Source organism: Streptomyces sp. NBC_01237 (assembly GCF_035917275.1).
GTDB lineage: Bacteria > Actinomycetota > Actinomycetes > Streptomycetales > Streptomycetaceae > Streptomyces.
Window position 1 is genome coordinate 2,278,010 of record NZ_CP108508.1, and the last position, 24,094, is coordinate 2,302,103.

At 71.8% G+C, this 24,094-nt stretch carries 24 protein-coding genes; 8 read left to right on the plus strand and 16 right to left on the minus strand.

The genetic code is table 11. The annotated features are described in order from the left end of the window. Positions 1-2: 2 nt before the first annotated feature. Positions 3-866, plus strand: a complete 864-nt coding sequence (locus OG251_RS10140; protein WP_326676848.1) for a deoxyribonuclease IV — start codon at positions 3-5, stop codon at positions 864-866. Positions 867-940: 74 nt separating this feature from the next. Here OG251_RS10140 and OG251_RS10145 read toward each other — a convergent pair whose 3' ends face one another. Further along, positions 941-1,573 (minus strand): sulfite oxidase-like oxidoreductase, encoded by a 633-nt coding sequence (locus OG251_RS10145; RefSeq protein WP_073725233.1) that lies wholly within the window; start codon positions 1,571-1,573, stop codon positions 941-943. A gap of 154 nt (positions 1,574-1,727) precedes the next feature. On the opposite strand from OG251_RS10145, the gene bfr reads away from it, so the two are divergent. After that, positions 1,728-2,207, plus strand: coding sequence for a bacterioferritin (bfr, locus tag OG251_RS10150; protein ID WP_007451289.1), 480 nt, complete (start codon positions 1,728-1,730; stop codon positions 2,205-2,207). A 60-nt stretch (positions 2,208-2,267) separates the two neighbouring features. Here the strand turns inward: bfr and OG251_RS10155 are convergent, their stop codons facing one another. Together OG251_RS10155 and OG251_RS10160 are read right to left on the minus strand one after the other, a co-directional pair. Further along, the gene (locus OG251_RS10155) at positions 2,268-2,537 is read right to left on the minus strand and encodes a (2Fe-2S)-binding protein (protein ID WP_326676849.1); all 270 of its coding nucleotides are present in this window, start codon (positions 2,535-2,537) and stop codon (positions 2,268-2,270) included. 164 nt (positions 2,538-2,701) lie between these two features. Then, the gene (locus OG251_RS10160; RefSeq protein ID WP_326681206.1) at positions 2,702-4,048 is read right to left on the minus strand and encodes a class II 3-deoxy-7-phosphoheptulonate synthase; all 1,347 of its coding nucleotides are present in this window, start codon (positions 4,046-4,048) and stop codon (positions 2,702-2,704) included. 103 nt (positions 4,049-4,151) lie between these two features. On the opposite strand from OG251_RS10160, the gene OG251_RS44970 reads away from it, so the two are divergent. Together OG251_RS44970 and OG251_RS10165 are read left to right on the plus strand one after the other, a co-directional pair. Then, positions 4,152-4,220, plus strand: coding sequence for a trp operon leader peptide (locus OG251_RS44970; RefSeq protein WP_351863589.1), 69 nt, complete (start codon positions 4,152-4,154; stop codon positions 4,218-4,220). 96 nt (positions 4,221-4,316) lie between these two features. After that, positions 4,317-6,203, plus strand: a complete 1,887-nt coding sequence (locus OG251_RS10165) for an anthranilate synthase family protein (RefSeq protein ID WP_326676850.1) — start codon at positions 4,317-4,319, stop codon at positions 6,201-6,203. A gap of 49 nt (positions 6,204-6,252) precedes the next feature. On the opposite strand, the gene OG251_RS10170 is transcribed toward OG251_RS10165, so the two are convergent. The 4 genes from OG251_RS10170 to OG251_RS10185 all read right to left on the minus strand — a co-directional run bounded on the left by OG251_RS10170 (position 6,253) and on the right by OG251_RS10185 (position 10,087). Continuing rightward, a complete protein-coding gene (locus tag OG251_RS10170) occupies positions 6,253-7,257 on the minus strand; it encodes a 2-hydroxyacid dehydrogenase (protein ID WP_326676851.1) in 1,005 nt (334 codons plus the stop codon). Between the two features lie 112 nt (positions 7,258-7,369). Further along, a complete protein-coding gene (locus OG251_RS10175) occupies positions 7,370-8,062 on the minus strand; it encodes a response regulator transcription factor (RefSeq protein ID WP_326676852.1) in 693 nt (230 codons plus the stop codon). Then, positions 8,059-9,285, minus strand: a complete 1,227-nt coding sequence (gene macS, locus OG251_RS10180; RefSeq protein WP_326676854.1) for a MacS family sensor histidine kinase — start codon at positions 9,283-9,285, stop codon at positions 8,059-8,061. Before macS ends, OG251_RS10175 begins: the two co-directional genes overlap by 4 nt. A gap of 31 nt (positions 9,286-9,316) precedes the next feature. After that, complete coding sequence (locus OG251_RS10185) at positions 9,317-10,087, minus strand: lysophospholipid acyltransferase family protein (RefSeq protein WP_442818319.1); 771 nt, start codon at positions 10,085-10,087, stop codon at positions 9,317-9,319. Between the two features lie 207 nt (positions 10,088-10,294). Between OG251_RS10185 and OG251_RS10190 the strand changes: the two genes are divergently transcribed. After that, positions 10,295-11,074 carry an alpha/beta hydrolase gene (locus tag OG251_RS10190; protein WP_326676855.1) on the plus strand — a complete coding sequence of 260 codons (780 nt, stop codon included), beginning with the start codon at positions 10,295-10,297 and terminating at the stop codon, positions 11,072-11,074. Beyond that, the gene (locus tag OG251_RS10195; RefSeq protein WP_326676856.1) at positions 11,067-11,756 is read left to right on the plus strand and encodes a hypothetical protein; all 690 of its coding nucleotides are present in this window, start codon (positions 11,067-11,069) and stop codon (positions 11,754-11,756) included. Before OG251_RS10190 ends, OG251_RS10195 begins: the two co-directional genes overlap by 8 nt. 19 nt (positions 11,757-11,775) lie before the next feature. On the opposite strand, the gene OG251_RS10200 is transcribed toward OG251_RS10195, so the two are convergent. From OG251_RS10200 to OG251_RS10225, 6 genes are all read right to left on the minus strand, one after another. Continuing rightward, complete coding sequence (locus tag OG251_RS10200; RefSeq protein ID WP_326676857.1) at positions 11,776-12,549, minus strand: endonuclease/exonuclease/phosphatase family protein; 774 nt, start codon at positions 12,547-12,549, stop codon at positions 11,776-11,778. A gap of 103 nt (positions 12,550-12,652) precedes the next feature. Further along, positions 12,653-13,594 carry an ROK family glucokinase gene (locus tag OG251_RS10205; protein ID WP_326676858.1) on the minus strand — a complete coding sequence of 314 codons (942 nt, stop codon included), beginning with the start codon at positions 13,592-13,594 and terminating at the stop codon, positions 12,653-12,655. A gap of 126 nt (positions 13,595-13,720) precedes the next feature. After that, on the minus strand, positions 13,721-14,200 hold the full coding sequence (locus tag OG251_RS10210) for a DUF5304 domain-containing protein (protein WP_326676859.1): 480 nt from the start codon (positions 14,198-14,200) through the stop codon (positions 13,721-13,723). 83 nt (positions 14,201-14,283) lie between these two features. Then, positions 14,284-15,483, minus strand: a complete 1,200-nt coding sequence (locus tag OG251_RS10215; RefSeq protein WP_326676860.1) for an ArsA family ATPase — start codon at positions 15,481-15,483, stop codon at positions 14,284-14,286. Positions 15,484-15,487: 4 nt separating this feature from the next. Continuing rightward, positions 15,488-15,937: an SRPBCC family protein gene (locus OG251_RS10220; protein WP_326676861.1), complete on the minus strand. Its 450-nt coding sequence runs from the start codon at positions 15,935-15,937 to the stop codon at positions 15,488-15,490. A 107-nt stretch (positions 15,938-16,044) separates the two neighbouring features. Beyond that, the gene (locus OG251_RS10225; protein ID WP_326676862.1) at positions 16,045-16,854 is read right to left on the minus strand and encodes a metallophosphoesterase family protein; all 810 of its coding nucleotides are present in this window, start codon (positions 16,852-16,854) and stop codon (positions 16,045-16,047) included. 279 nt (positions 16,855-17,133) lie between these two features. On the opposite strand from OG251_RS10225, the gene OG251_RS10230 reads away from it, so the two are divergent. Continuing rightward, a complete protein-coding gene (locus OG251_RS10230) occupies positions 17,134-18,930 on the plus strand; it encodes an AMP-dependent synthetase/ligase (RefSeq protein ID WP_326676863.1) in 1,797 nt (598 codons plus the stop codon). A 268-nt stretch (positions 18,931-19,198) separates the two neighbouring features. Here OG251_RS10230 and OG251_RS10235 read toward each other — a convergent pair whose 3' ends face one another. Further along, a complete protein-coding gene (locus tag OG251_RS10235; RefSeq protein WP_326676864.1) occupies positions 19,199-20,341 on the minus strand; it encodes a glycosyltransferase family 4 protein in 1,143 nt (380 codons plus the stop codon). Between the two features lie 161 nt (positions 20,342-20,502). Between OG251_RS10235 and OG251_RS10240 the strand changes: the two genes are divergently transcribed. Beyond that, positions 20,503-21,771, plus strand: coding sequence for a glycosyltransferase family 87 protein (locus OG251_RS10240; RefSeq protein WP_326676865.1), 1,269 nt, complete (start codon positions 20,503-20,505; stop codon positions 21,769-21,771). Here OG251_RS10240 and OG251_RS10245 read toward each other — a convergent pair. Both OG251_RS10245 and OG251_RS10250 read right to left on the minus strand, forming a co-directional pair. Further along, on the minus strand, positions 21,747-22,943 hold the full coding sequence (locus OG251_RS10245) for a hypothetical protein (RefSeq protein WP_442818415.1): 1,197 nt from the start codon (positions 22,941-22,943) through the stop codon (positions 21,747-21,749). The genes OG251_RS10240 and OG251_RS10245 overlap by 25 nt on opposite strands. Before the next feature lie 79 nt (positions 22,944-23,022). Then, entirely contained in the window at positions 23,023-24,054 is a 1,032-nt protein-coding gene (locus OG251_RS10250; RefSeq protein ID WP_326676866.1) for a C40 family peptidase, read from the minus strand. Between the last annotated feature and the right edge of the window lie 40 nt (positions 24,055-24,094).

Genomic DNA, 24,094 nt, shown 5'->3' on the forward strand with positions numbered 1-24,094 from the left:
ACATGCGCAACCCAGTAGGCGGTCACGTTCCGGTGGCCGGTGGCCTCGCCAAGGTCGGTCTCGAATACGCGCGCGAGCTGGCCGCGGAGACCGTTCAGGTCTTCGTCGCCAATCCGCGCGGATGGGCGACGCCCGACGGGAATCCGGCTCAGGACGAGCTGTTCCGCTCCGCGTGCGCGGCCGCGTCGATCCCGGCGTACGTCCACGCCCCGTATCTGATCAACTTCGGCTCGCACACCGAGGCCACCGTCGAGAAGTCGGTGGAGTCACTGCGCCACTCGCTGCGCCGGGCCAGGGCGATCGGCGCGCTCGGAGTCGTGGTGCACACCGGCTCGGCGACCGGCGGACGTCCCCGCGCCGAGGCCCTCGCCCAGGTGCGTACGCATATGAGGCCGCTGCTGGACGAGCTGACCCATGACGACGATCCGGATCTGCTGCTGGAGTCGACCGCCGGCCAGGGCTCCTCGCTCTGCTCGCGGACCTGGGACTTCGGACCGTACTTCGAGGCGCTGGACTCCCACCCCAAGCTGGGCGTCTGCCTCGACACCTGCCACATCTACGCGGCGGGACACGATCTGGCCGGTCCTGCGGGTATGCGGCAGACCCTCGATCTTCTGGTGGACACGGTCGGCGAGGGCCGGCTGAAGCTGATCCACGCCAATGACTCCAAGGACGTCGTGGGCGCCCACAAGGACCGTCACGAGAACATCGGCGCAGGTCACATCGGTGCCGAGCCCTTCCGGGAGCTGTTCTCGCACCCGGCGACCGACGGGGTCCCGCTGATCATCGAGACCCCGGGCGGGACGGCGGGACACGCCGCGGACGTGGCACGGCTGAAGGAGCTGCGCGCCTCCGCCACCGCCTGAGGACCACCCCTCGGACCACTCCACGGACCGGGTCACCTACCGGACCACCGGGGCCGCGCACCGGGACCGCCGGGTCAGAGCTCGGGGCCGTCCCCGGGCTCCTCCTGGTAGGAGTAGCGCTGTTCGCTCCAGGGGTCGCCGATGTTGTGGTAGCCGCGCTCCTCCCAGAATCCGCGCCGGTCGGCCGTCATGTACTCGACGCCCCGGACCCACTTCGGCCCCTTCCAGGCGTACAGGTGCGGAACGACCAGGCGCAGCGGGAAGCCGTGCTCGGCGGTGAGGAGTTCGCCGTCCTTGTGGGTGGCGAAGAGCGTACGGTCCGAGGCGAAGTCGGAGAGCCGCATGTTCGAGGAGAAGCCGTACTCCGCCCAGACCATCACATGGGTGACATCGGACGCGGGCGGCGCGAGTTCGAGGACGTTCCTGGCGAGCACTCCGCCCCATTCGGCGCCGAGCATGCTGAATTTCGTCACGCAGTGCAGATCGGAGACGACCGAGGAGAACGGCAGGGCGGAGAAGTCCTGGTGGTTCCAGCAGTGCTTGTCACCGTCCGCGGTGGCCCCGAAGACCCGGAACTCCCAGCGGTCGGGCTTGAATTTCGGAACGGGCCCGTAGTGGGTAACCGGCCAACCGCGCTGCAGTCGCTGTCCCGGCGGAAGCTCGGACTGCTCTGATTCGCGGTATTCCCGGCTTTCCGGCTGACCCATGGCTCCATGGTGACAGACGGCCGAGGGTGGTCATGACCAGGGCGAAGGTGATTCGGGCAACTCGTACTAAGCATGTACTTACTGGACGGCCGGGAAGTGCGATGCGAGGATGCGCGCAACTTGCCCCGTTCACCGGTTGGAAGGAGCCTCTGCCATGCAGGGCGACCCCGAGGTCCTCGAGTTCCTGAACGAACAGCTGACCGCCGAATTGACCGCCATCAACCAGTACTTCCTGCATGCAAAGATGCAGGACAACTTCGGCTGGACCAAGCTCGCCAAGTACACCCGGGCCGAGTCCTTCGACGAGATGAAGCACGCCGAGATCCTGACCGACCGGATCCTGTTCCTCGACGGACTGCCCAACTACCAGCGGCTCTTCCATGTCCGGGTGGGGCAGACGGTCACCGAGATGTTCCAGGCCGACCGCCAGGTCGAGGTGGAGGCGATCGACCGGCTCAAGCGGGGCATCGAGGTGATGCGCGGCAAGGGCGACATCACGTCCGCAAACATCTTCGAGTCCATCCTGGAGGACGAAGAGCATCACATCGACTACCTCGACACCCAGCTGGAACTGGTCGAGAAGCTCGGCGAGCCGCTCTACATCGCCCAGCTCATCGAGCAGCCGGAGAGCTGACCTGCGGGAACGGTTCTCCCGTACGTCCGCATGAGGTACGGAGCGGCCGGAACAGCCGGGTCAGGCGGCGTCGGACAGCCGGATGTCCGGCAGCGCGGTCATGGCCACCGGCGCGGCGACCGAGCCGGTGGCCGGTTCCTGACGCTGATCGAGCAGCTCACGGCGCGGGCACTCGCCACGCCCGAGGAGTGCCTGGATCCTGCGGACGCAGCCGCCGCAGTCCGTACCGGCCTTGCAGGCGGAGGCTATCTGGCGGGGCGTGCACGCTCCGGCGTCCGCATGCTGCTTGACCTGCTGTTCCGTAACGCCGAAACACGAGCAGACGTACATGCGGTTCACCTCCCGACGGGATCGGTCGCTGGCGCCGTCCCGATCTATTCGGTGAGGCTAACCTAACCTTACCCGTCCCTCAAGGCGGGTAAAAGCCCCGGAACGCACTGTGGGGCACGGATCACATCGATCCGTGCCCCACAGAGGCGACTGCCCGGTGGTCCTTACTGGTCGCGGTACATCTCGGCGACGAGGAAGGCCAGGTCGAGGGACTGGCTGCGGTTCAGACGCGGGTCGCAGGCCGTCTCGTACCGCTGGTGCAGGTCGTCCACGAAGATCTCGTGGCCGCCGCCGACGCACTCGGTGACATCGTCACCGGTCAGCTCGACGTGGATGCCGCCCGGGTGCGTACCGAGGCCCTTGTGCACCTCGAAGAAGCCCTTGACCTCGTCCAGGACGTCGTCGAAGCGTCGCGTCTTGTGGCCGGAGGCCGCCTCGAAGGTGTTGCCGTGCATCGGGTCGGTCACCCACACCACGGTGGCGCCGGAGGCGGTGACCTTCTCGACCAGATCGGGGAGCTTGTCGCGGACCTTGTCGGCGCCCATGCGGACGATGAAGGTCAGCCGGCCGGGCTCGCGCTCGGGGTCCAGCCGCTCGATGTAGCCGAGCGCCTCGTCGACGGTGGTCGTCGGGCCGAGCTTCACACCGATGGGGTTGCGGATCTTCGAGGCGAACTCGATGTGCGCGCCGTCCATCTGGCGGGTGCGCTCACCGACCCAGATCATGTGGCCGGAGGTGTCGTACAGCTCCCCGGTACGCGAGTCGGTGCGGGTCAGCGCCGACTCGTAGTCCAGCAGCAGCCCCTCGTGCGAGGAGTAGAACTCGACCGCCTTGAACTCGGCCGGGTCCGTGCCGCACGCCTTCATGAAGTTCAGCGCGTTGTCGATCTCCCGGGCCAGGGCCTCGTAGCGCTGGCCGGAGGGCGAGGACTTCACGAAGTCCTGGTTCCAGGCGTGCACCTGGCGCAGGTCCGCGTAGCCGCCCGTGGTGAAGGCGCGCACCAGGTTCAGCGTGGAAGCGGATGCATGGTACATCTGCTTCAGCCGGTCCGGGTTCGGGATCCGGGCTTCCTCGGTGAAGGCGAAGCCGTTGACGGAGTCGCCGCGGTAGGTCGGCAGCGTCACACCGTCGCGGGTCTCGGTCGGCTTGGAGCGCGGCTTGGAGTACTGGCCGGCGATCCGGCCCACCTTCACCACGGGCACGGAGGCCGCGTACGTGAGGACGGCGCTCATCTGGAGCAGCGTCTTCAGCTTGGCCCGGATGTGGTCGGCGGACACGGCGTCGAAGGCCTCGGCACAGTCGCCGCCCTGCAGCAGGAACGCCTCGCCCTTGGCGACGGCTCCCAGTCGGGCGCGCAGCTGGTCGCACTCGCCCGCGAAGACGAGTGGCGGATACGACGCGAGGTCCGCGAGTGCATCGCGCAGGGCCTCGGAGTCGGGATACTCGGGCTGCTGCGCCGCGGGAAGGTCTCGCCAGGTGTGGCCACCGGCGACGGAGGTATTGGCGTTCACGGTCACGCGGACAACATTACGGGGTCGCGGAGGGTGCCCATTCGCCCGCTCAATAGTTGAGACACACGCTCCGGGGCCGCCGACGTCCGCTAGGGTTCGGAGCATGTTCGCGCAGCAGACCCGGATCTCGATTCAGAACTGGTGGTGGACCGCTCATCCGGCGGCCCGCTGACTCGACGCGCGTACAGACTTCGCGAAGGCCGCCCGAGGGCGGCCTTCTCTGTGTCCCGGGGCCGTTCCTCCCTCCTCCATCCGGAAGGAACACCCCATGTCCGACCGCGTCACCGAACTCGTCCGACGGCTGCTCCAGGACGACTGCCCGCCGTTCGCACTGCTGCGCCGGCGCACCCCCGGCCATGACCACGATCTCGTCGAGCTGCTGATCGGCGAGGTGCGGGAGGCGGACCGGCTGGCCGATCTGCCGGTCGGCGGGTCCCCCTCGCTGGCCCTGGTGCCGTTCCGGCAGATCGCCGAGCGCGGCTTCGACGTCCGCGACGACGGGACCCCGCTGTCCGTGCTGGTCGCGGACGAGACGTACGAGCTGCCGCTGGACGAGGTCCTGTCGCGGCTGCCCGCCCATGAGGTGCGGGTCGACAACGGCGCCTTCGACGTCCCGGACGAGGAGTACGCGGGGATCGTCCGGCGGGTCATCGAGGACGAGATCGGGCAGGGCGAGGGCGCGAACTTCGTGATCCGGCGGACCTTCCGCGGCGAGATCCCCGGATTCGGGCGGGCGGACGCGCTGGCGCTGTTCCGGCGGCTGCTGGCCGGGGAGCGGGGCGCGTACTGGACGTTCGTCGTGCACACCGGGGACAGGACACTGGTCGGTGCCAGCCCCGAGGTGCATGTGCGGATGTCCGGCGGGACGGTCGTGATGAACCCGATCAGCGGCACCTACCGCTACCCGGCCGAAGGCCCCACCGCCGAGAGCCTGCTGGCCTTCCTCGGGGACCGCAAGGAGACCGAGGAGCTCTCCATGGTGGTCGACGAGGAACTGAAGATGATGTGCACCGTCGGCGACATGGGCGGCGTGGTCATCGGCCCCCGGCTCAAGGAGATGGCCCACCTCGCGCACACCGAGTACGAGCTGCGCGGCAAGTCCTCCCTCGATGTGCGCGAGGTGCTGCGGGAGACCATGTTCGCGGCGACCGTCACCGGTTCCCCGGTGCAGAACGCCTGCCGGGTCATCGAGCGGTACGAGCCCGGCGGCCGCGGCTACTACGCGGGCGCGCTGGCCCTGCTGCGGCGGGATGCGAACGGGTCGCAGACCCTGGACTCGCCGATCCTGATCAGGACCGCCGACATCTCGGCCGACGGGCAGCTGAAGGTGCCGGTCGGCGCGACGCTCGTACGCCACTCGGATCCGGCGAGCGAGGTCGCCGAGACCCATGCGAAGGCGGCCGGGGTGCTGACGGCGCTGGGTGTGCGGCCGGGGCGGCCGGACGCGGAGGCGGCCCGTCCGCAGCTGGCTTCCGATCCGCGGGTGCAGGCGGCGCTGGACGACCGGCGCGGTGGGCTCGCACCGTTCTGGCTGCGGATGCAGGAGCGTACGCGGGAGCTGAGCGGCCATGCGCTGGTGGTGGACGGCGAGGACACGTTCACCGCGATGCTGGCCCATCTGCTGCGCGCCTCGGGACTGGAGGTATCGGTGCGCCGCTACGACGAGCCGGGGCTGCGGGAGGTCGTACGGGCGCACCGCGGCCCCGTCGTGCTGGGTCCCGGCCCCGGCAATCCTGGCGACCTCACGGACCCGAAGATGCGGCTGCTGCGCGAGTTCGCGGCCGAGCTGGTGCGCGACCACCGGCACGGGCTGCTGGGGGTCTGTCTGGGACATGAGCTGATCGCGGCCGAGCTGGGGATGGAGGTCGTGCGCAAGACCGTGCCGTACCAGGGGGCGCAGACCCGGATCGAGCTGTTCGGCCGGCCGGAGACGGTCGGCTTCTACAACAGCTTCACCGCGCGCTGCGACGGGGCGAGCGCCGCCGAACTGGCCGCGCACGGCATCGAGGTGAGCCGGGACGAGGCCACCGGTGAGCTGCACGCGCTGCGCGGTGAGGGTTTCGCGTCGGTGCAGTTCCACCCGGAGTCGGTACTGACGATCCGGGGGGCCGCGATCGTGACCGAACTGCTGGCGGGGCTGCCGGTCCTCAGCTGAGGACCGGACGGCCCGCACGGCCCCCCGAGGAGCCGGCGGTCCGGGACCGTCAGCTCTTCGGGGGCGCCGGGACCAGGACGTTGTCGCTGGTGCGGCGGGCCAGGTAGTCGGCGACGTTCTGCACGGTGGCGTCGACGATCTGGCCCACGGCGTCCTCGGTGTAGTACGCCTGGTGCGAGGTCACGATGACGTTCGGGAAGGTGACCAGCCGGGCCAGGGTGTCGTCGTCGACGCCCTCCAGGGACTTGTCCAGGAAGAAGAGCCCGGCCTCCGCCTCGTACACGTCCAGTCCGACGCCCAGGAAGCGGCCCGCGCGCAGCTCGCTGACCAGGGCGGTGGTGTCGATAAGGCCGCCCCGGCTGGAGTTGACCAGGATCGCGTCGTCCTTCATCGCGGTCAGGGCGGCCTTGTCGATGAGGTGGTGGGTGGAGGGGAGCAGCGGTACGTGGAGGCTGATCAGGTCGGCCTCGGCGAACAGCTGCTCCTTCTCGACGTACCGCATGCCCAGTTCGGTGCAGGCCGGGTTCTCGGCGACGTCCCAGCCCAGCAGCTTCATGCCGAAGCCGTGGGCGATGCGGGTGAACGCCTCACCGATCTTGCCGGTGCCGACCACGCCGACGGTGCGCCCGCGCATGTCCCGTCCGAGGAGGCCGTCGAGGCGGAAGTCGAAGTCCCGGGTGCGGCTCGCGGCGCGGATGATGCGCCGGTTGACCGCCATGGCGAGGGTCCAGGCGAATTCGGCCACGGAGTACGGGGAGTAGTACGAGACCCGGGCGACGCGCAGGGCGAGGCGCTCGGCGACGTCCAGGTCGATGTTGTTGAAGCCGGTGGAGCGCTGGGCGATCATCTGGGTGCCGCCCGCGGCGAGGGTCTGGAGGACCTTGCTGCCGAGGTCGGCGTTGACGCTGGTGGAGATGACCTCGTAGCCCGCCGCGATGGGGGCGGTGTCCCGGTTCAGGAAGACGTCCAGGCAACGGACCTCGTGCTGTCCGGCGAAGGCCTTCTCGATCAGGGGCTTCTCGTCGGACTGCACGCCGAATGCCAGGATTTCCACAGTTGCTCCCGCTCTGTACGCGTTCCAGGGTGATGGGCCGGATATCGCGAATATACGGCCCCTCACCCCGCCCTGCCGCCCGCCCCCCGCGGGAGCCGGTCCGGCCGCCGGGTCACACGTCGTCGAGGCCGCGCTCGATGGCGTACCGCACGAGCTCCACCCGGTTGTGCAGCTGGAGCTTGCCGAGGGTGTTCTGGACGTGGTTCTGCACGGTGCGGTGCGAGATGACCAGCCGCTCGGCGATCTGCTTGTACGAGAGTCCCTTGGCCACCAGCCGCAGCACCTCGGTCTCGCGCTCGGTGAGCTGCGGCGCCTTCGGTTCGTCGGACGCGGCCGGGGCCGGGTCGGACGCCAGTCTGCGGTACTCGCCGAGCACGAGCCCGGCGAGACCGGGGGTGAAGACCGGGTCGCCGACGGCGGTGGAGCGGACGGCGTCGGTCAGCTCCTGGGTGCTGGCGGACTTCAGCAGATAGCCGGTGGCGCCGGACTTCACCGCCTCCAGGACATCGGCGTGCTCGCCGCTCGCGGAGAGCACCAGGACGCGCAGCCCGGGGTGGGAGCCGACCAGCTCCTTGCAGACCTGGACACCGGGCATCCCGGGCAGATTCAGGTCCAGGACGAGGACGTCGGGGTCCGCGGCCCTCGCGCGGCGCACGGCCTGCGGGCCGTCCCCGGCGGTCGCCACGACGTCGAATCCGGACTCGGCGAGGTCGCGGGCGACCGCGTCGCGCCACATCGGGTGGTCGTCGACCACCATCACCTTGATGGGCCGCTCGGCTCCACCCGGCTCGTTCTGTGTACTCATCCGGCTGATTCTGCCTTCCCCCGGGAAACCTTCGGAACCTTCAACTCGACCTCGGTGCCCTGTCCCGGCACCGAGATCAGCTCTGCCGTGCCGCCCAGATCGCGCAGCCGGCCGCGGATGGACAGGGCGACCCCGAGCCGCCCCTCGCCCTCCGCCTGGGCCAGGCGCCCCGCCGGGATACCCGGGCCGTCGTCCCGGACCGTGACGATCACCTCGTCCGGCTCGTCCTCGACCAGGATCCACGCCTGCGCGTCCTGACCCGCGTGCACCCGGACATTGTCCAGGGCGGCACTGACGGCGGCGGCCAGCTCCCGAGCGGCCTCGGGCGGCAGCAGCACCGGAGCCCCCGGCTCCGCGAAACTGGTCCGGGAACCCGCGTGCGGGGCGAGCAGCGCGCGCAGGTCGCACACGGCCGCCGGGCCCGACCACTCGTCGTCGACCTCGACGGTACGGACGACGGCGCCCTCGGCCGCGTCCTCGGAGACCCGGGACGTGGGCACCAGGCCGCTGGAGACGAGGGTGCGCAGGGCGATCTCCTGCTCCCCCGCCATCCGGCCGAGCTCGGCCGCCTCGCCGCCGATCGCCGAGCCCCGGCGCTGCACCATCGCGAGGACCTGGAGCACGCTGTCGTGGATGTCGCGGGCCAGCCGCTCGCGCTCACGGGTGGCGGCCTCGATCTCCAGGGCGCGGGCCAGGGTGCGTTCACTGGCGCGGGCGACCTCGACGACGTACCCGATGGCGATCGAGGCGACCCAGACCAGCAGGACGTTGTGGAAGGTGTCCCGGCTGGGCTCGCCGCGCTCGATGATGTTGGCGACGGCGACGAAGGTGGAGGCGAAGGCCGCCCACCGCCAGCCGCCCTTGATCGCGAAGGCCAGCACGGAACCGGCCGTCCAGATCGACGGCAGGGTCGGGCCGTCGATGTGCTGGGCGTCGAAGTCGGCGAGCGGGGTGAGCAGGATCCCGGCGAGGGCGACGACGAGATCCGCGCCCAGGAAACGCTTCGTGCAGCTCACCGCGCCCGCGACCTTGGGAAGCGTGAGGAGTGTCCACAGGACCATGACCACCAGGAAGACGACGGCGACCCAGGGCCGTTCGTACTTGTCCCGGCCGAAGACCGCGAGCAGCACGGCGTAGATCATCGTCAGTACGCGGTACGCCGTCAGCGCCCGCCACAGCGGCTGCTCGACCGACATCCGTACGACCCGCTCGCGCTTGGCCATCAACCCACCCCCCGGACGGACAACGACGCCACTACGCGCCGGACCGTTCCGTTCCCTCGTCGTCCGCCCCGTGTCCCTGCTTCTGCGCGCGCTTGACGGCCTCGGCCCGTCGTTTGGCCTCGTCGGCGATCCGGCGCTTGGCCGCGGTGGCGTAGATGTCCACGTACTCCTGGCCGGAGAGCTTCATGATCTCGTACATGACCTCGTCGGTCACCGAACGCAGGATGAAGCGGTCTCCGTCCATGCCCTGGTAGCGGCTGAAGTCGAGCGGCTTGCCGATCCGGATGCCGGGGCGCATCAGCTTGGGCATCACCTGGCCGGGGGGCTGGATCTTCTCCGTGTCGATCATCGCGACCGGGATGACGGGCGCTCCGGTGGCCAGGGCCACCCGCGCGAGACCGCCGGGCTTGCCCCGGTAGAGCCGGCCGTCGGGCGACCGGGTGCCCTCCGGGTAGATACCGAAGAGGCCGCCGCTCTCGATGACCTGGATGCCTGCCCTGATGGCCGCCTCGCCGGCGCCCCTGGCACCGGAGCGGTCGACCGGGAGCTGCCCGACGCCCTTGAAGAAGGCGGCGGTGAGCTTGCCCTTCACGCCGGGCGCGGTGAAGTACTCGGCCTTCGCGATGAAGGTGACCTTGCGGTCCAGGACGGCCGGCAGGAAGAACGAGTCGGAGAACGACAGATGGTTGCTCGCGAGAATCGCCGGCCCCTGCTCGGGGATGTTCTCCAGGCCCTCCACCCACGGCCTGAAAGCGAGCTTCAGAGACCCGCCGATGGAGAACTTCATTGCGCCGTAGATCAACTCGGGTGCCTCCTGTATGCGGTCGGTCAGACCTTAGCCTGTGGGGTCGCCCGCCCTCCCGCCCGGCACGGGGCGGTGGTTCCGGCCGGTGGCGGTGGTGCGGGCGGTGACGACCCTGGTCGGTGTCAGCCCGGTCGCGTACGGTGAAGTAATCCTTCTCGCACTCCCCCTTGCACGCCCGCCCAGCCTCACGAACAGGAGACCTTGGTGCCGGTCCTCCCTGGAGCCGAGCCGTTCCGCCACGAGGGCGGAGAGGTCGGCGTCCTCCTCTGTCATGGATTCACCGGATCGCCGCAGTCACTGCGCCCCTGGGCCGACTATCTGGCCGGGCGCGGACTGACCGTCTCGCTGCCGCTGCTGCCCGGCCACGGCACCCGCTGGGAGGACATGGCGGTCACCGGCTGGCAGGACTGGTACGCGGAGGTGGACCGGGAGCTGCGGGCCCTGCGTGAGCGGTGCGGCCAGGTCTTCGTCTTCGGCCTCTCCATGGGCGGCGCGCTGACCCTGCGGCTCGCGGCGAAGCACGGGGACGCGATCAGTGGTCTGGTGCTCGTCAACCCGGCGAACAAGGTGCACGGCCTGTCCGCGTACGCCCTGCCGGTCGCCCGTCATCTGGTGCGTACGACGAAGGGCCTGGCCAGCGACATCGCGCTGGAGGGCAGCACGGAGGTCGGCTACGACCGGGTGCCGCTGCACGCGGCCCATTCGGTGCGGAAGTTCTTCCGGCTGGTCGATGCCGAGCTGCCCCAGGTGACCCAGCCGATCGTGCTGCTGCACAGTCCGCAGGACCATGTGGTGCCGCCCGCCGACTCGGCCCGGATCCTCAGCCGGGTCTCCTCCACGGATGTCGAGGAGATCCTGCTGGAACAGAGCTACCACGTCGCGACGTTGGACCACGATGCGGAGCGGATCTTCGATGAGAGCTACCGGTTCATCGGCCGTCTCGCACCCAGCGTCGGGAAGAAGGGGAGCACGTCCGGTGGCTGAGCAGGACGCGGAACGCACAGGCAGCGAAGAGGAGCGTGAGCCGCGCCCCACGGAGAGCGCGGCCGTCCCCGGGGGCGCCGAGGCGCCCGAGGGGGCACGGAGCGGCGGGCCGGTCGACGAGGACGCGGCGTGGGAGGCGATCGTCGCGGGGTACGGCGAGGAGCCGCCGGATCCGCCGGGCGCCAAGCCGTTCAAGTCCATCGAGGACCTGGCCCTGCTGGAGGACGACCAGCTCAATGTCCTGGGACCGGACGCGGGTCCCTCGGACGCGGCGGACAAGGGGTCGGGGAAGAGGCCCCCGAAGCCGCCGGAGAAGAAGTCGCTCGGCAGCTCGGTCGTCTTCGCCCCCGGCGTCGGCGGTCCCCGTGACTACGAGATGGCGGAGCCCAAGGACGGTGACATCGACGATCCGGACGACGGCGAGGAGGGCCACTTCGTGCCCCCGGAGCCGCCGCCGCTGCCGGAGGCCGACGTCACGGCGAAGTTCGCGTGGCTCGCGGTCGTCGGCGGCCCGGTCCTGATGCTCCTCGCGGTGCTGCTGCAGTGGGAGATGACGTGGTGGCTCACCACGCTCTGCATCGGCGGTTTCCTGGGCGGCTTCGCGACGCTGGTGGCCCGGATGCCCCATGACGACGACGATGCCGACGGGCACGGCGATCCGGGGCGCGGCGCGGTGGTGTGAGCCGCCGGGCGGTGCCGTGTCACGGCACCGCCCGGCCGTCGTCGGACGCGGGCACCCGGAGCGCCGCCAGCAGTGGCAGATGGTCCGTGGCCGCCCGCAGGTCCGCCTCGCTGATGCCCGGCAGTCCCGCCGGGACGCCGCACCCGAGGACCTCGATGCCCCGCGTCGCGAAGACCGCGTCGATGCGTCGGCGCGGGTCGTCCGGGGTGAAGGTGAGCTCGCCGCCCCACGGCGCCGTGGCCCAGCAGTCCTGCAGCCGCCCGGCGAGGCGCGTGAACGCCTTCCCCGTCGGTACGTCGTTGAGGTCGCCCGCCGCCACGGCGTGCGGCACGTCCATCGTCTCCAGCCGCTGGAGGAGCAGCTCGCTCTGGGCCAGACGCTCCTCGCGCTGGAGGCTCAGATGACAGCTCAGCACGCCGATCCTGGTCCCGGCGATCCGTACGACCGCCGTGGCGAAGCCCCTGCGGTGCAGCCCGGGGGTGCGCGGCAGCAGGACGTCCTCGGTGCGCTCCACCGTGACCCGCAGCGAGCACAGCAGCAGCGGCCCGGCCGCGGGGGCGCCGCCGCCGAGGACCACGAGACCGCTGCGTTTGGCGAGCCGGGCGGCCGCCTTGCGCCAGCGGAAGAAGCGCGGGGCCTCCTGGACGAACACCAGGTCGGGTTCGCAGGCGCGGATGACCCGGGCCAGTGCCGCGGTGTCGTCGCGCATCGAGCGGATGTTGTAGCTGAGCACGCGGACCACGGCCGAACCGTCCGGCTCGGTGCGGGAGTCGGGCAACGGCGTCAGGACCATGCGGGCCACGATACGACGGACGCCCGCCGCGGCCCCGAAGGGCGCGACGGGCGTCCGGTCAGTCCTGCGGAGCCGGTGGACCGGCTCCCGCGCGGTCGGCCGCTCAGCCCTGGCGGGCCAGGTCGGCCGCGCCCACCAGACCGGCCTTGCCGCCCAGTTGGGCCGCGAGGACCTGGGCGTGCGGGCGCCACTCGCCGCCGATCAGCCAGCGCCGGAACGACTTGCGGATCGGGTCCAGGACGAGTTCGCCCTCGTCCGAGACGCCGCCGCCGACGATGAACGCGGACGGGTCGAAGAGCGAGGCGAGGTCGGCGAGTCCGGCGCCGGCCCAGCGGGCCAGCTCGCGGAACGAGTCGACGGCCACCGGGTCGCCCTGCCGGGCGGCCTCGCTGATGTGCTTGCCCTCGATGCCCTCCACGGTGCCGTCGCCGAGCGCGAGCAGGACGGCGGCGTTCTCCGGGGTGGCGTTGGCGCGCTGCCTGGCGTACCGGACGAGCGCGCGGCCGGAGGCGTACTGCTCCCAGCAGCCCTGGCTGCCGCAGCCGCAGAGCAGGCCGTCCGGGACGACCCGGATGTGGCCGAACTCGGCGGCCACGCCGAAGCGGCCGCGGCGCAGCTTGTTGCCGATGATGATGCCGCCGCCGAGGCCGGTGCCCAGCGTGATGCAGATGACGTCGTCGTGGCCCTGCCCGGCGCCGAAGCGGTATTCGCCCCAGGCCGCGGCGTTGGCGTCGTTCTCGACGACGACCGGCAGGCCGACGCGCTGCTCGACCTTGTCCTTGAGCGGCTCGTGGCGCCAGTTGATGTTGGGCGCGAACAGCACGGTGGCGCGCTTGTCGTCGACGTATCCGGCCGCACCGATGCCGACCGCCTCGACGTCGTGCCCCTCGCTCGCGCCGGCCACGGCCGAGCAGATCGCGTCGACGATGCCTTCGGCCGTCGGCGGGGTCGCCACCTTGAACGTCGAGAGGATCCGGCCCTCTTCGTCGACCACTCCAGCCGCGATCTTCGTGCCGCCGATATCGACGCCGATGGTGAGTCCCATGAATCCCTCAGTTTCGGTCGAGCCCCGCTACGGCCAACCGTACCCGAGGCGGGGGCCGGTCCGTCCGGCCGGTCCACCGGCCGGTACGCCCCGGTCGACGCGTCCGGCCACTCCCTTCGGCCCGGGTCAGTCCAGGTCGATGTGTTCGCTCCCGGAGGGGCCCTCGTCCCTCGGGTCGGACGGGTCCTCGGCCGCCTTCTTCGACGTGCCGGCGGCACTGTCGGCGCCCCCGGCGCCCTCCGTGGACCGGGTCCAGCGGCTCTCCTGGCCCTCGACGGCCGAGCGGTAGGCGGCCAGCAGCTCGTTGCCCGCCGCCGCGAGGTGGTCGAAGAGGTCCGGGTTGCGCTCGATGACGGGCTCGACGGCCGTCTTCGCCTGCCGGATGACCTGCTGCACGGCACCCTGGGCCGCCACGCCGAGCAGCGGCGACTGGAGCGAGGCGACCTTGTCGGCCACGGCGTCGACCAGTCTGCGCAGTTCCTCGGCGGCGGAGCCGGGCGGCGGGCCGTACTCGGCGCGGCGGCGGGCCTTCTCGGCTGCCAGGTCCTCGGCGCAGGCATCGGCCCACGCGTCGCCGTCGACGGGACGATCGGTGGCTTCACTCATGGCGGACTCCTGCGACGCGGATTGTCGGCGACGGGCCGTACGGAACACGTACTACCGACGTTACCCGAACGGTGGTACGCCGTTCAGGAGGTGCGCGGCCAGAGGGCCGGGTCGGGGGTGAACCGGACACGCAGTACGCCGTCGCTGAGTGCCGCTCCCGCGACGGTGCAGCGCCGGAGTCCGGAGTCGAGGCGCAGGATCCGGTGGAACGGGCCGACGGTGAGCAGCAGTTCGTCGCCGCGGCGGACGAGCCGGAGATCGGTCTTGGCGGCTCCGGGCAGCGGCAGGCACCAGACGAGCTCCCGGTCGCCGTCGCTCCCGGCGGGGGCTTCCTCGATCCACCAGGGGTGCTCCGCCCGGCCCGGTGTCCGGTCGTCCGGCCCGGTGAGGCCGAGGGCGTCGAGGTCGTCGAGGCCCCGCGGGTCGCGGCCGAGGTGGGGTGCCTCGCACACGGGGGTGCCGGGGGCCCAGTCGGCGCGCCAGTGGTCCAGGCACTTGTCCTGCTGGGCCGCGAGGTCGGCGAACCAGGGGTCGCAGGAGTGCCGGGGCAGCACCCGGGCGGCCACCAGGGCGTCGGCGCGCAGTCCGTGCAGGGCCAGGCCGGTACGGGCGGCGCGCAGGGCGTCCTCGGCGGCCGGGCCCGGTTCGGCGACCAGCCGGACCGTCGTCGCGCGGTCCTCGATCAGTGCCTGGACCGCGGCCAGCTCGGCGTCCTTGCGGGCGGCCGCCTCGTACAGCCACTGGGCGGGCATCGGGACCCCGGCGAGCTGGGCGAGCATCGGGCGCAGCGCGCGGGCGGCCTGCCGCTCCTGGGGCAGCAGGCGGCGCAGATAGCGGCGCAGCTGCTCCGGCAGGGCGAGGAGGGCGAGCGCCTCGCGCAGGGGTGGCAGGTCGACGACGAGGACGTCGTAGCCGCCCTCGGGTGACGCCCAGTCGCCCTCGGCCGCGCGGCGCAGGGTGTGCAGGAGGGCGAGCGGTGCGCTGCCGGGCAGCTCGGTGAGTTCCTCGCCGTCCAGCCGGTTGGCGCCGAGGAGGTCGAGGACGCCCGAGGCCCGGTCCTGGAGTTCGAGGAGTTCGCCGCGGAAGTGGGCGCCGGAGTCGATGCGGGCGCTGTGCAGGTGGTCGGTGACCTCGGTGGGTTCCGTACCGGTGGGGAAGGAGGGGATGGCGTCGGCGGAGATCAGGAGGGTGCGGCGGCCGCTGCGGGCGGCTGCCAGCGCGGTCGCCGCCGCGACGGTGGTACGGCCTGCGCCGCCGGAGCCGGTGACCAGGACCGTACGCACCGGGTCAGCCCTGCGGGACGGACTCGACGCGCTTCTTCAGACCGGCCAGGGCGCGGTCGATGATGACCTTCTCCGCCTTGCGCTTGATCATGCCCAGGAGCGGGATCTTGACGTCGACCGCGAGCCGGTAGGTGACTTCGGTGCGGTCGCCGCCGCCGATGGGCGCCAGGGCGTACGTACCGTCCAGGGCCCGCAGCATCTGGGACTTCACCAGGCTCCAGCTGACCTCGTTCTCGCCGGTCCAGGTGTAGGCGAGGACATGGTCGTCCTTGATCGCTCCGGCGTCCAGGACCAGCCGGACCCGCTCGGCGCGGCCGCGGTCGTCGGTGGCCAGCACCTCGGCCTCCTTCACCTCGCCGGTCCACTCCGGGTAGCGGGCGAAGTCGGCGATCACACCCATGACGTCGGCCGGTGCCGCCTCGATCGTGATGCTCGAGCTGGTGTGTTCAGCCATCGCCGTGGCCCTCCAGTGCGGTGTACCGGTCGCGTTCGGCAGGAGCCTGCCGGTTGCAGGCTATCGCGTGCCCGCCCCCGCCCCGTCCACGCCCCGGGCCGCCGGGTTCACCAGGTGAGGGCCCAGGGCTTCCCGGTCGAGGCGAAGTGCCCGACGTTGACGCATTCGGTGACGCCGATCCGCATCCGGCGCACCAGGGGCTGGTGAACATGGCCGAAGAGCGCGTACCGGGGGCGGGTCCTGCGGATGGCGTCCAGGAGGGCCGGGCTGCCGCGTTCGAAGCGGCGCGCGACGGTGTCGTACGTCAGCTCCGGCACCTCGGGCGGGATGTGCGAGCAGAGCACGTCGACCGGGCCGAGCGCCTCGACCTTGGCGGCGTACTCCTCGTCACTGATCTCGTACGGGGTGTTCATCGGGGTCTTCAGCCCACCGCCGACGAAGCCGAAGACCCGGCCGCCGATCTCGACGCGCTCGCCGTCCAGGACGGTGGTGCCCGGGCCCGCGTACTCGGGCCAGAGGGAGGGGATGTCGACGTTGCCGTAGGTGGCGTACGTCGGGGTGGGGAAGGCCGCGAACAGGGCGGCGTACTGCTTGCGCACAGCACCGAGGATCGCGGTGTTGCGGTCCCGGCCGGCCCAGAGCTCGCGGCCGAACTCGCGGGCCTCCTCGAAGCGCCGTGCGGTGCGCAGCTCGACGATGCGGTCCGCGTTCTCCTTCCCGAAGAGGTCGGGGAAGATGCCGCGCGAATGGTCGGCGTAGTCGAGGAAGAGGACCAGGTCACCCAGGCAGACCAGGGCGTCGGCGCCGTCTCCGGCGCGGGCCAGCGCTTCGGTGTTGCCGTGCACATCACTCACCACGTGCACGCGCGTGGTGCGCCGCGCGCTGGTGCCCCGACCGTCCGGTTCGCTGCCTCGCATGCGAGCCACCCTAGGCCGCCCCCGGAGCCCTGGGTAGGGGCTGCCGGACCTGCGGTTACTTCCGAGTCGTGACACGGGTGGACTACTCTGCGCGAAAGGACCACCCATGTGTGTGATGCATAAGACATCTGGCCGGAACCCCCTATCGGGAACCACGTACCGATGGGTAACGTCCGGGCAGTCCAGTCGTGCTCACCCCACGGAGCACCGCCAGTCTTGGACCGCAACCGGTGCGTCGCACGGAGCCGTGGCACCGGAGCCCGATGAGGAGCAGCAGTCTTGCGCGAGTTCAGCCTTCCGGCCCTGTACGAGGTCCCTACGGACGGCAACCTGACGGATCTCATCCGCCGCAATGCCGCTCAGCATCCGGATGTCGCGGTGATGAGCCGCAAGGTGGCCGGCGTCTGGACGGATGTCACCGCCACCCGGTTCCTGGCCGAGGTGAGAGCCGCCGCCAAAGGGCTGATCGCCTCGGGCGTGCAGCCGGGCGACCGGGTCGCCCTGATGTCGCGCACCCGCTTCGAGTGGGTGCTGCTGGACTTCGCGATCTGGAGTGCGGGCGCGGTGACCGTGCCGGTGTACGAGACCAGCTCCGCCGAGCAGGTCCAGTGGATCCTCGGTGACTCCGGCGCGGTCGGGGTGCTCGTGGAGAGTGACGCGCACGCCGGGGCCGTCGCGTCCGTACGGGACCGGCTGCCGGAGCTGTCGCACGTCTGGCAGATCGACCGGGGCGCGGTCGACGAGCTGACCGCCCTCGGCGGCGGGGTCTCGGACGAGACCATGGATCTGCGCATGGTGAGCGCCAAGGCCGACGACCCGGCCACCATCGTCTACACCTCCGGCACCACGGGCCGCCCCAAGGGCTGTGTGCTGACGCACCGCAGCTTCTTCGCGGAGTGCGGCAACGTGGTGGAGCGGCTGAAGCCCCTCTTCCGTACGGGTGAGTGCTCGGTGCTGCTCTTCCTGCCCGCGGCCCATGTCTTCGGCCGGCTGGTCGAGGTGGCCTCGGTGATGGCCCCGATCAGGCTCGGCTGTGTGCCGGACATCAAGAACCTCACCGATGAGCTGGCCTCGTTCCGGCCGACGCTGATCCTCGGCGTGCCCCGGGTCTTCGAGAAGGTCTACAACTCGGCGCGGGCCAAGGCGCAGGCCGACGGCAAGGGCCGGATCTTCGACCGGGCCGCCGACACCGCGATCGCCTACAGCCGGGCGCTGGGCACCCCGCAGGGTGCGTCGCTCGGGCTGCGTCTCAAGCACAAGGTCTTCGACAAGCTGGTCTACGGCAAGCTCCGCGCGGTGCTCGGGGGGCGCGGCGAGTTCGCGATCTCCGGCGGCGCTCCGCTGGGCGAGCGGCTCGGGCACTTCTTCCGGGGCATCGGCTTCACGGTGCTGGAGGGCTACGGCCTCACGGAGAGCTGTGCGGCGACCGCGTTCAACCCGTGGGACCGCCAGAAGATCGGTACGGTCGGCCAGCCGCTGCCCGGTTCGGTCGTCCGGATCGCCGACGACGGCGAGGTCCTGCTGCACGGCGAGCACCTGTTCACCGGGTACTGGAAGAACGACACGGCGACGGCCGAGGCGCTGGCCGACGGCTGGTTCCACACGGGTGACATCGGCACGCTCGACGAGGACGGCTATCTCGCGATCACCGGCCGCAAGAAGGAGATCATCGTCACCGCCGGCGGCAAGAACGTCGCCCCCGCCGTGATCGAGGACCGGATCCGCGCACACGCCCTGGTCGCCGAGTGCATGGTGGTCGGCGACGGACGGCCGTTCGTCGGCGCGCTGATCACCATCGACGAGGAGTTCCTGGTGCGCTGGGCCGAGGAGCACGGCAAGCCCGTCGGTTCGACGGCCGTGTCGCTGCGCGAGGACACCGAGCTGCTGGCCGAGGTGCAGCGGGCGGTGGACGACGGCAACGCCGCGGTGTCCAAGGCGGAGTCCGTACGCAAGTTCCGCATCCTGCCCACGCAGTTCACCGAGGAGGCGGGCCACATCACGCCGTCGCTGAAGCTGAAGCGCAATGTGGTGGCGAAGGACTTCGCGGACGAGGTCGAGTCGATCTACCGCACCTGACGTACACCGGTGAAAGGGGCCCGCACACACCGCGCGGGCCCCTTTTCGCGTGGGTACGGGCGGAACCGATCGCGTTTTCCGTTCGTACGGGTGATCCGATCCCGGTACGAGGCGTCCAGGTGGCCCGATCGGTCCGTACCCGGTGCCGGGCGCGGACCGATCGCCCGTACCCGGTGCCAGGTGCGGACCGATCGCCCGTACTTGGTACCAGGTGCGGACCGATCGCCCCTACCCGGTGCCGGGTGTGGTCCGATCGCCCCCACCCCGCTCAGAGCAGCGTCTTCAGCTTCTCGGCGAGCAGGTCCCAGCGCCACTTCTCCTCGACCCAGGCCCGGCCCCGCTCCCCCATGCGCCGCCGCAGTTCCGGGTCGCCGAGCAGCGCGACGATCCGGTCCGCCGACTCCTCGGCACTGCCGCCGCGCACCACCCACCCGGTCTCGCCGTCGAGCACCGCGTCCGGAGCGCCGCCCGAGTCGCCCGCCACCACCGGCAGCCCGGTCGCGGACGCCTCCAGGTAGACGATGCCGAGCCCCTCCACGTCCAGGCCGCCGCGCCGGGTGCGGCACGGCATGGCGAAGACGTCCCCCGCGCCGTAGTGCGCGGGCAGTTCCGCCCACGGCACCGGGCCGGTGAAGCGCACCGAGTCCAGCACACCCGTCTCGGCGGCCAGCCGCTTCAGCTCCTTGGCGTACGGGCCGCCGCCGACGATCAGGAGCACGGCGTCCGGCTCCCGCGCCAGGATCGCGGGCATGGCGAGGATCAGCGTGTCCTGGCCCTTGCGCGGCACGAGCCGCGACACACAGACGACGACGGGCCGGTCGGAGAGGCCGAGGCGGGCCCTGACCCTGTCCCCGCCGGAGGCCGGGTGGAAGGTCTTCTCGTCGACGCCCGGCGGCAGCTGGACCATGCGTCCGGCCGCCTCGGGGCCGAGGGCGGCGGCGATCCGGGAGCGGGTGTACTCACCGAGGTAGGTGAGGGTGTCCGTGCCCTCGCCGATCCGGCGCAGCAGTTGCCGGGACGCGGGCAGCTGGGCCCAGCCGGCCTCGTGGCCGTGGGTGGTGGCGACGATGCGGCGGGCCCCGGCCCTGCGCAGGGCCGGGGCCATCAGGCCGAGCGGGGCGGCGGCCCCGAACCAGACGGAGGCGCAGTCGTGTTCGCGCAGCAGCCGCACCGCCTGCCTGGTGACCCGCGGGGTCGGCAGCAGCATCGTCGTGCGGTCGCGCACGACGGTGAAGGGCTGCTCCGCGTCGAAGGCGGCGGTGGCCGCGACACCCTCGGCGCTCCGCTTCCAGGTGGAGGCGTAGACGACGAGCTGTCCGGGGTCCAGGCGCAGCGCCATGTTGTGCAGAAACGCCTGGATGCCGCCGGGGCGGGGTGGAAAGTCGTTCGTCACGATCAAGGTCTTGTCCATCGCCGCCGACAGTACCGAACGGCCGCGCTTCATCGCTCCCGCACCATCCCGCCCGGCATCATGGCTCCCCACGGACCACGAGCGGGACCCACCCGGGCAGCACGCACCCCCGGGCGGGACAGCCATCAGCGGGACGGGCGGTGCAACGGATGAGGGCAGCCATGACGGGGGCCGTCGGCGCACGGCTGCTGCCGCTCGCGGTGTGGGCGCTGACCAGGGCGGTGCTGCTGCTGTGCGTGTTCAAGGTGTTCACGGTGCCGGGTCCGGACGTCACGGTGGACGTCTCGGTGATCTACCAGGGCTGGTACGACGTCCTGCGGACCGGCACGTACCCGAGGGACGACGTCACCTGGCAGTACCCGCCCGCCGCCGCACTGGCCGTGCTGTCCCCGGCGCTGCTGCCGTTCCTGGAGTACACGGCGGCGTTCTTCGTCCTGGTGCTGCTGTGCGACGCGCTGGTCCTCGGGCTGCTCCTGTACGCGGGGCGGCGGCCCGGTATGCGGGACGCGGGGGCGTGGGTGTGGGTGGCGGGGGTGCCGCTGCTCGGTCCCACCGCGTACGCCCGGTACGACCTGATGGTGGCGGCGGTCGCGGTGGCGGCGCTGCTGACCGGGGTGCGCCACCCCCGGGTGCTGGGGGCGCTGGCCGGATTCGGGGCGCTGCTGAAGGTGTGGCCGGTGCTGCTGCTGGTGGGGACCGGGCGCGGGCGGGCGACGCGCCGCGCCTGGGCCTCCGCGGCGGTGACGGGTGCGGTGGTGGCCGGGGCGTGCGCCGTGGCCGCGCCGGGCGCGTTCGCGTTCCTGGCCTTCCAGCGGGAGCGGGGCACCGAGATCGAGTCGCTGGGGGCGCTGGTCTTCCATGGGGCACGGCAGTTCGGCTGGGAGGGCCGGGTGGAGCTGCACTACGGCTCGCTGGAGTTCCTCGGTCCGTATGTGCCGGTGGTGTCCACGCTGGCCCTCGGGCTGAGCGTCATGGCGTTCGGCTGGCTGCTGCTGTGGCGGGTGCGGGCGCGTGAGTTCTCGGCACACACCCCGGCGGACGCGGCGTTCACGGCGGTGCTGCTGTTCACCACGACCAGCCGGGTGATCAGCCCGCAGTACCTCGTGTGGCTGGTCGGGCTCGCGGCGGTCTGCCTGGTGTTCCGGGCCGGCCGGATGGTGCTGCCCGCCGGTCTGGTGCTGGTGGCGGCCGGTGTCACCCTGCTGGAGTTCCCGCTCGGGTTCGGGCATGTGGTGGCCAGTGACGCGACGGGCGTGAGCCTGCTGCTGGTACGCAACGGTCTGCTGGTGGCCGCCTCGGTCGTCGCCGCGCGGCGGCTGTGGCGGGAGACGGTGCCGTCCGGCGCGCGGCCGGTGGACGGCCGGGCGGTACGGAACGCGGCGGGCACCGCACCCGGGGCGGACGCTCAGCCGAGCTCGGCGCTCAGGTAGTCCCGCCAGTACGCCGTGAAGTCCTGGGGCGTGGTCTCCAGTACCTCGCCCATCGCCTGCTCCACGGCCCCGTCCCGTCCGGGATGGTCCCCCACGGCCTCGTAGAACGCGATCAGCTTCTCCTCGCCCCAGCGGTCGGCGATCAGCGCGCAGGCCAGCCAGCCGCCCTCGTACGCCCGCGCGAGCTTCCCGGGGTCCCCGCCGAAGGCGAAGTCGTCGTCCGCCGGCAGTGCGGCGGGCAGCTCGCCGCGCCGCACGGCCGCGGCGAGCTCGGGCGCGATCTCCGGGACCGGGCGGCCCTCCTCGCGGTACGCCGTCCAGTCGGCGAAGCCTTCGGAGAGCCACATCGGGGTGGCCGTCGAGGTCCGGGGCCGGGTCGCGACATGGGTGGTCTCGTGGGTCAGGACGACCCGCTGTCCGAAGGTGCCGAGCATCGCGTACGCCTGCGGATTGATGATCACCCGGTCGGCCAGGGCCGGGCGCCTGCCGCTGCCGCCGACCTCGCCCGTGGTGACGGCCGCTATCCCCCGGTAGCTCGCCTCCGGTGAGCCCAGCAGCTTCGCCATGTCCTCGACGGAGTCCGGTACGAGCACCACGACCCGTCCCGCCCAGGGCTGCGGCCAGGCGGCCGAGACGGCCGGCACGGCGAGGTCCTCGGTCTCCGCGACCCTGCGCAGCTCCCCCGGGTCCCGGCCGACGCCCAGGACCAGGCTGTGCGTACCGCGCACGACCTGGACGTCGCCCTGCTGCCAGAGCTGGTCCGCGGCTCCCTCGCCGGGCCGGTCGGCGGTGATGTACCAGCGGTCACCCGCTCCGGTCCGGGTCAGCTCCAGGGTGCGGCGGGTGGCGATCGGGGCGGTGTCGTACCCGGCGATCCGGTAGCGCAGCTCGACATCGGCGGTGACCTTGTCGGCGCCGTGCTCCGTGACGGCCTTCACCTCGTACGTCCAGGACTTCAGGGGTATGTCCGCGAGGTTGGCCAGTTCGGTGCGCTGGGTGGCCCGCAGCTTCGTGGCACCGGGGGCGAGCGCGCCCAGGTAGGCGTCCGGGTCGTGGTCCAGGACGGCGTCGGCGCGGCGGTCCAGGACGGCGCCGACCTCCCGGGCCGTGGGGCCCGTGGCGGGGGCGTCGGGGGCCGCGCAGGCGGACGTCAGCAGCAGCCCGGCGAGCACGGCACCCGCCGTACGCCGCCCACGGGCTCTGCCCCGCCGCGTGTCACCCGTGAGAACTGCCACCCTGCCGATCGTACGGTCAGATACGGGTGACCGAGGAGACGGGCATCATGCCGACGGGGTCGTAGCGCACCCGCGCCCCGGGGTACGGGGCGTGGATGACCTGGCCGTTTCCCACGTACATCCCGATGTGGCCGGCGTCCGCCCGGTAGACGACCAGGTCTCCGGGCCGCGCCTGGGAGAGCGGCACCATACGGCCCGCGTACCGCTGGGCCTGCGAGGTCCGCGGCAGGCCGACCCCGGCCTGCGCGTAGGCCCACCGCATCAGCCCGGAGCAGTCGAATCCGGAAGGCCCCTCGGCGCCCCACACATACGGGCGGCCGAGTGCCTGCCGGGCCGCGGCCACCGCGGCCATCGCCCTCGCCGACCCCGGGACGACCCCGGCGAGATCCGGTGCCACGTCGTCGCGGCCGGAACGGGAGGCACGGTCGAAGGACGCGCGCTCCCCGGCGGGCAGCGCGGCCAGCAGCCGCTGGGCGCGGGCGAGCTTGGCCTCGACGGTGCGTTTGTGGCGGGTGACGGCGCTCCGGCTCTCTTCCAGCCCTTCCAGCGATCTGGCGGCCTCCGCACGGGTCTGGGCGACGCCGCGCTGGGCCCGGCGGAGTTTCTCCAGGGCCAGCGACTGACGGATGTTCATCCGCTCCAGGGTGGCGGCCCGGTCGAGGTAGGTGTCGGGGTCCGAGGAGAACAGCAGGGCGAGCGAAGGGTCGATGGAGCCGGAACGGTACTGCGCCTGGGCCAGCGAACCGAGCGCTGTACGCATCCGGTTGATGCCCTCCTGACCGCGCGCCGCCCTGTCCTGGGCCCGGTCCACCTCGCCGCGCAGCTCCTCGACCCGCTCCCCGGCCTCGTTGAACTGTTCGGTCGCCTGCTCCGCCTCGCGGTACAGCCGGTCGACCTCGGCCCGGCTCGCCTCGGCGCCCTGCTGCGGGTCTGCGCTCGCGGGGGCTCCCGTGAGTGTCGCGGCCGCGGTGGCCGCCGCCGCCGTGAGGACGGTGGCCCGGACGCTCCGGTTGAGGCCGGACTGTGTGGGACGGCGATGGGACACCACAGGAAGCCGCACTCCCTTCCGCTGACGCAGACGGTGGGCA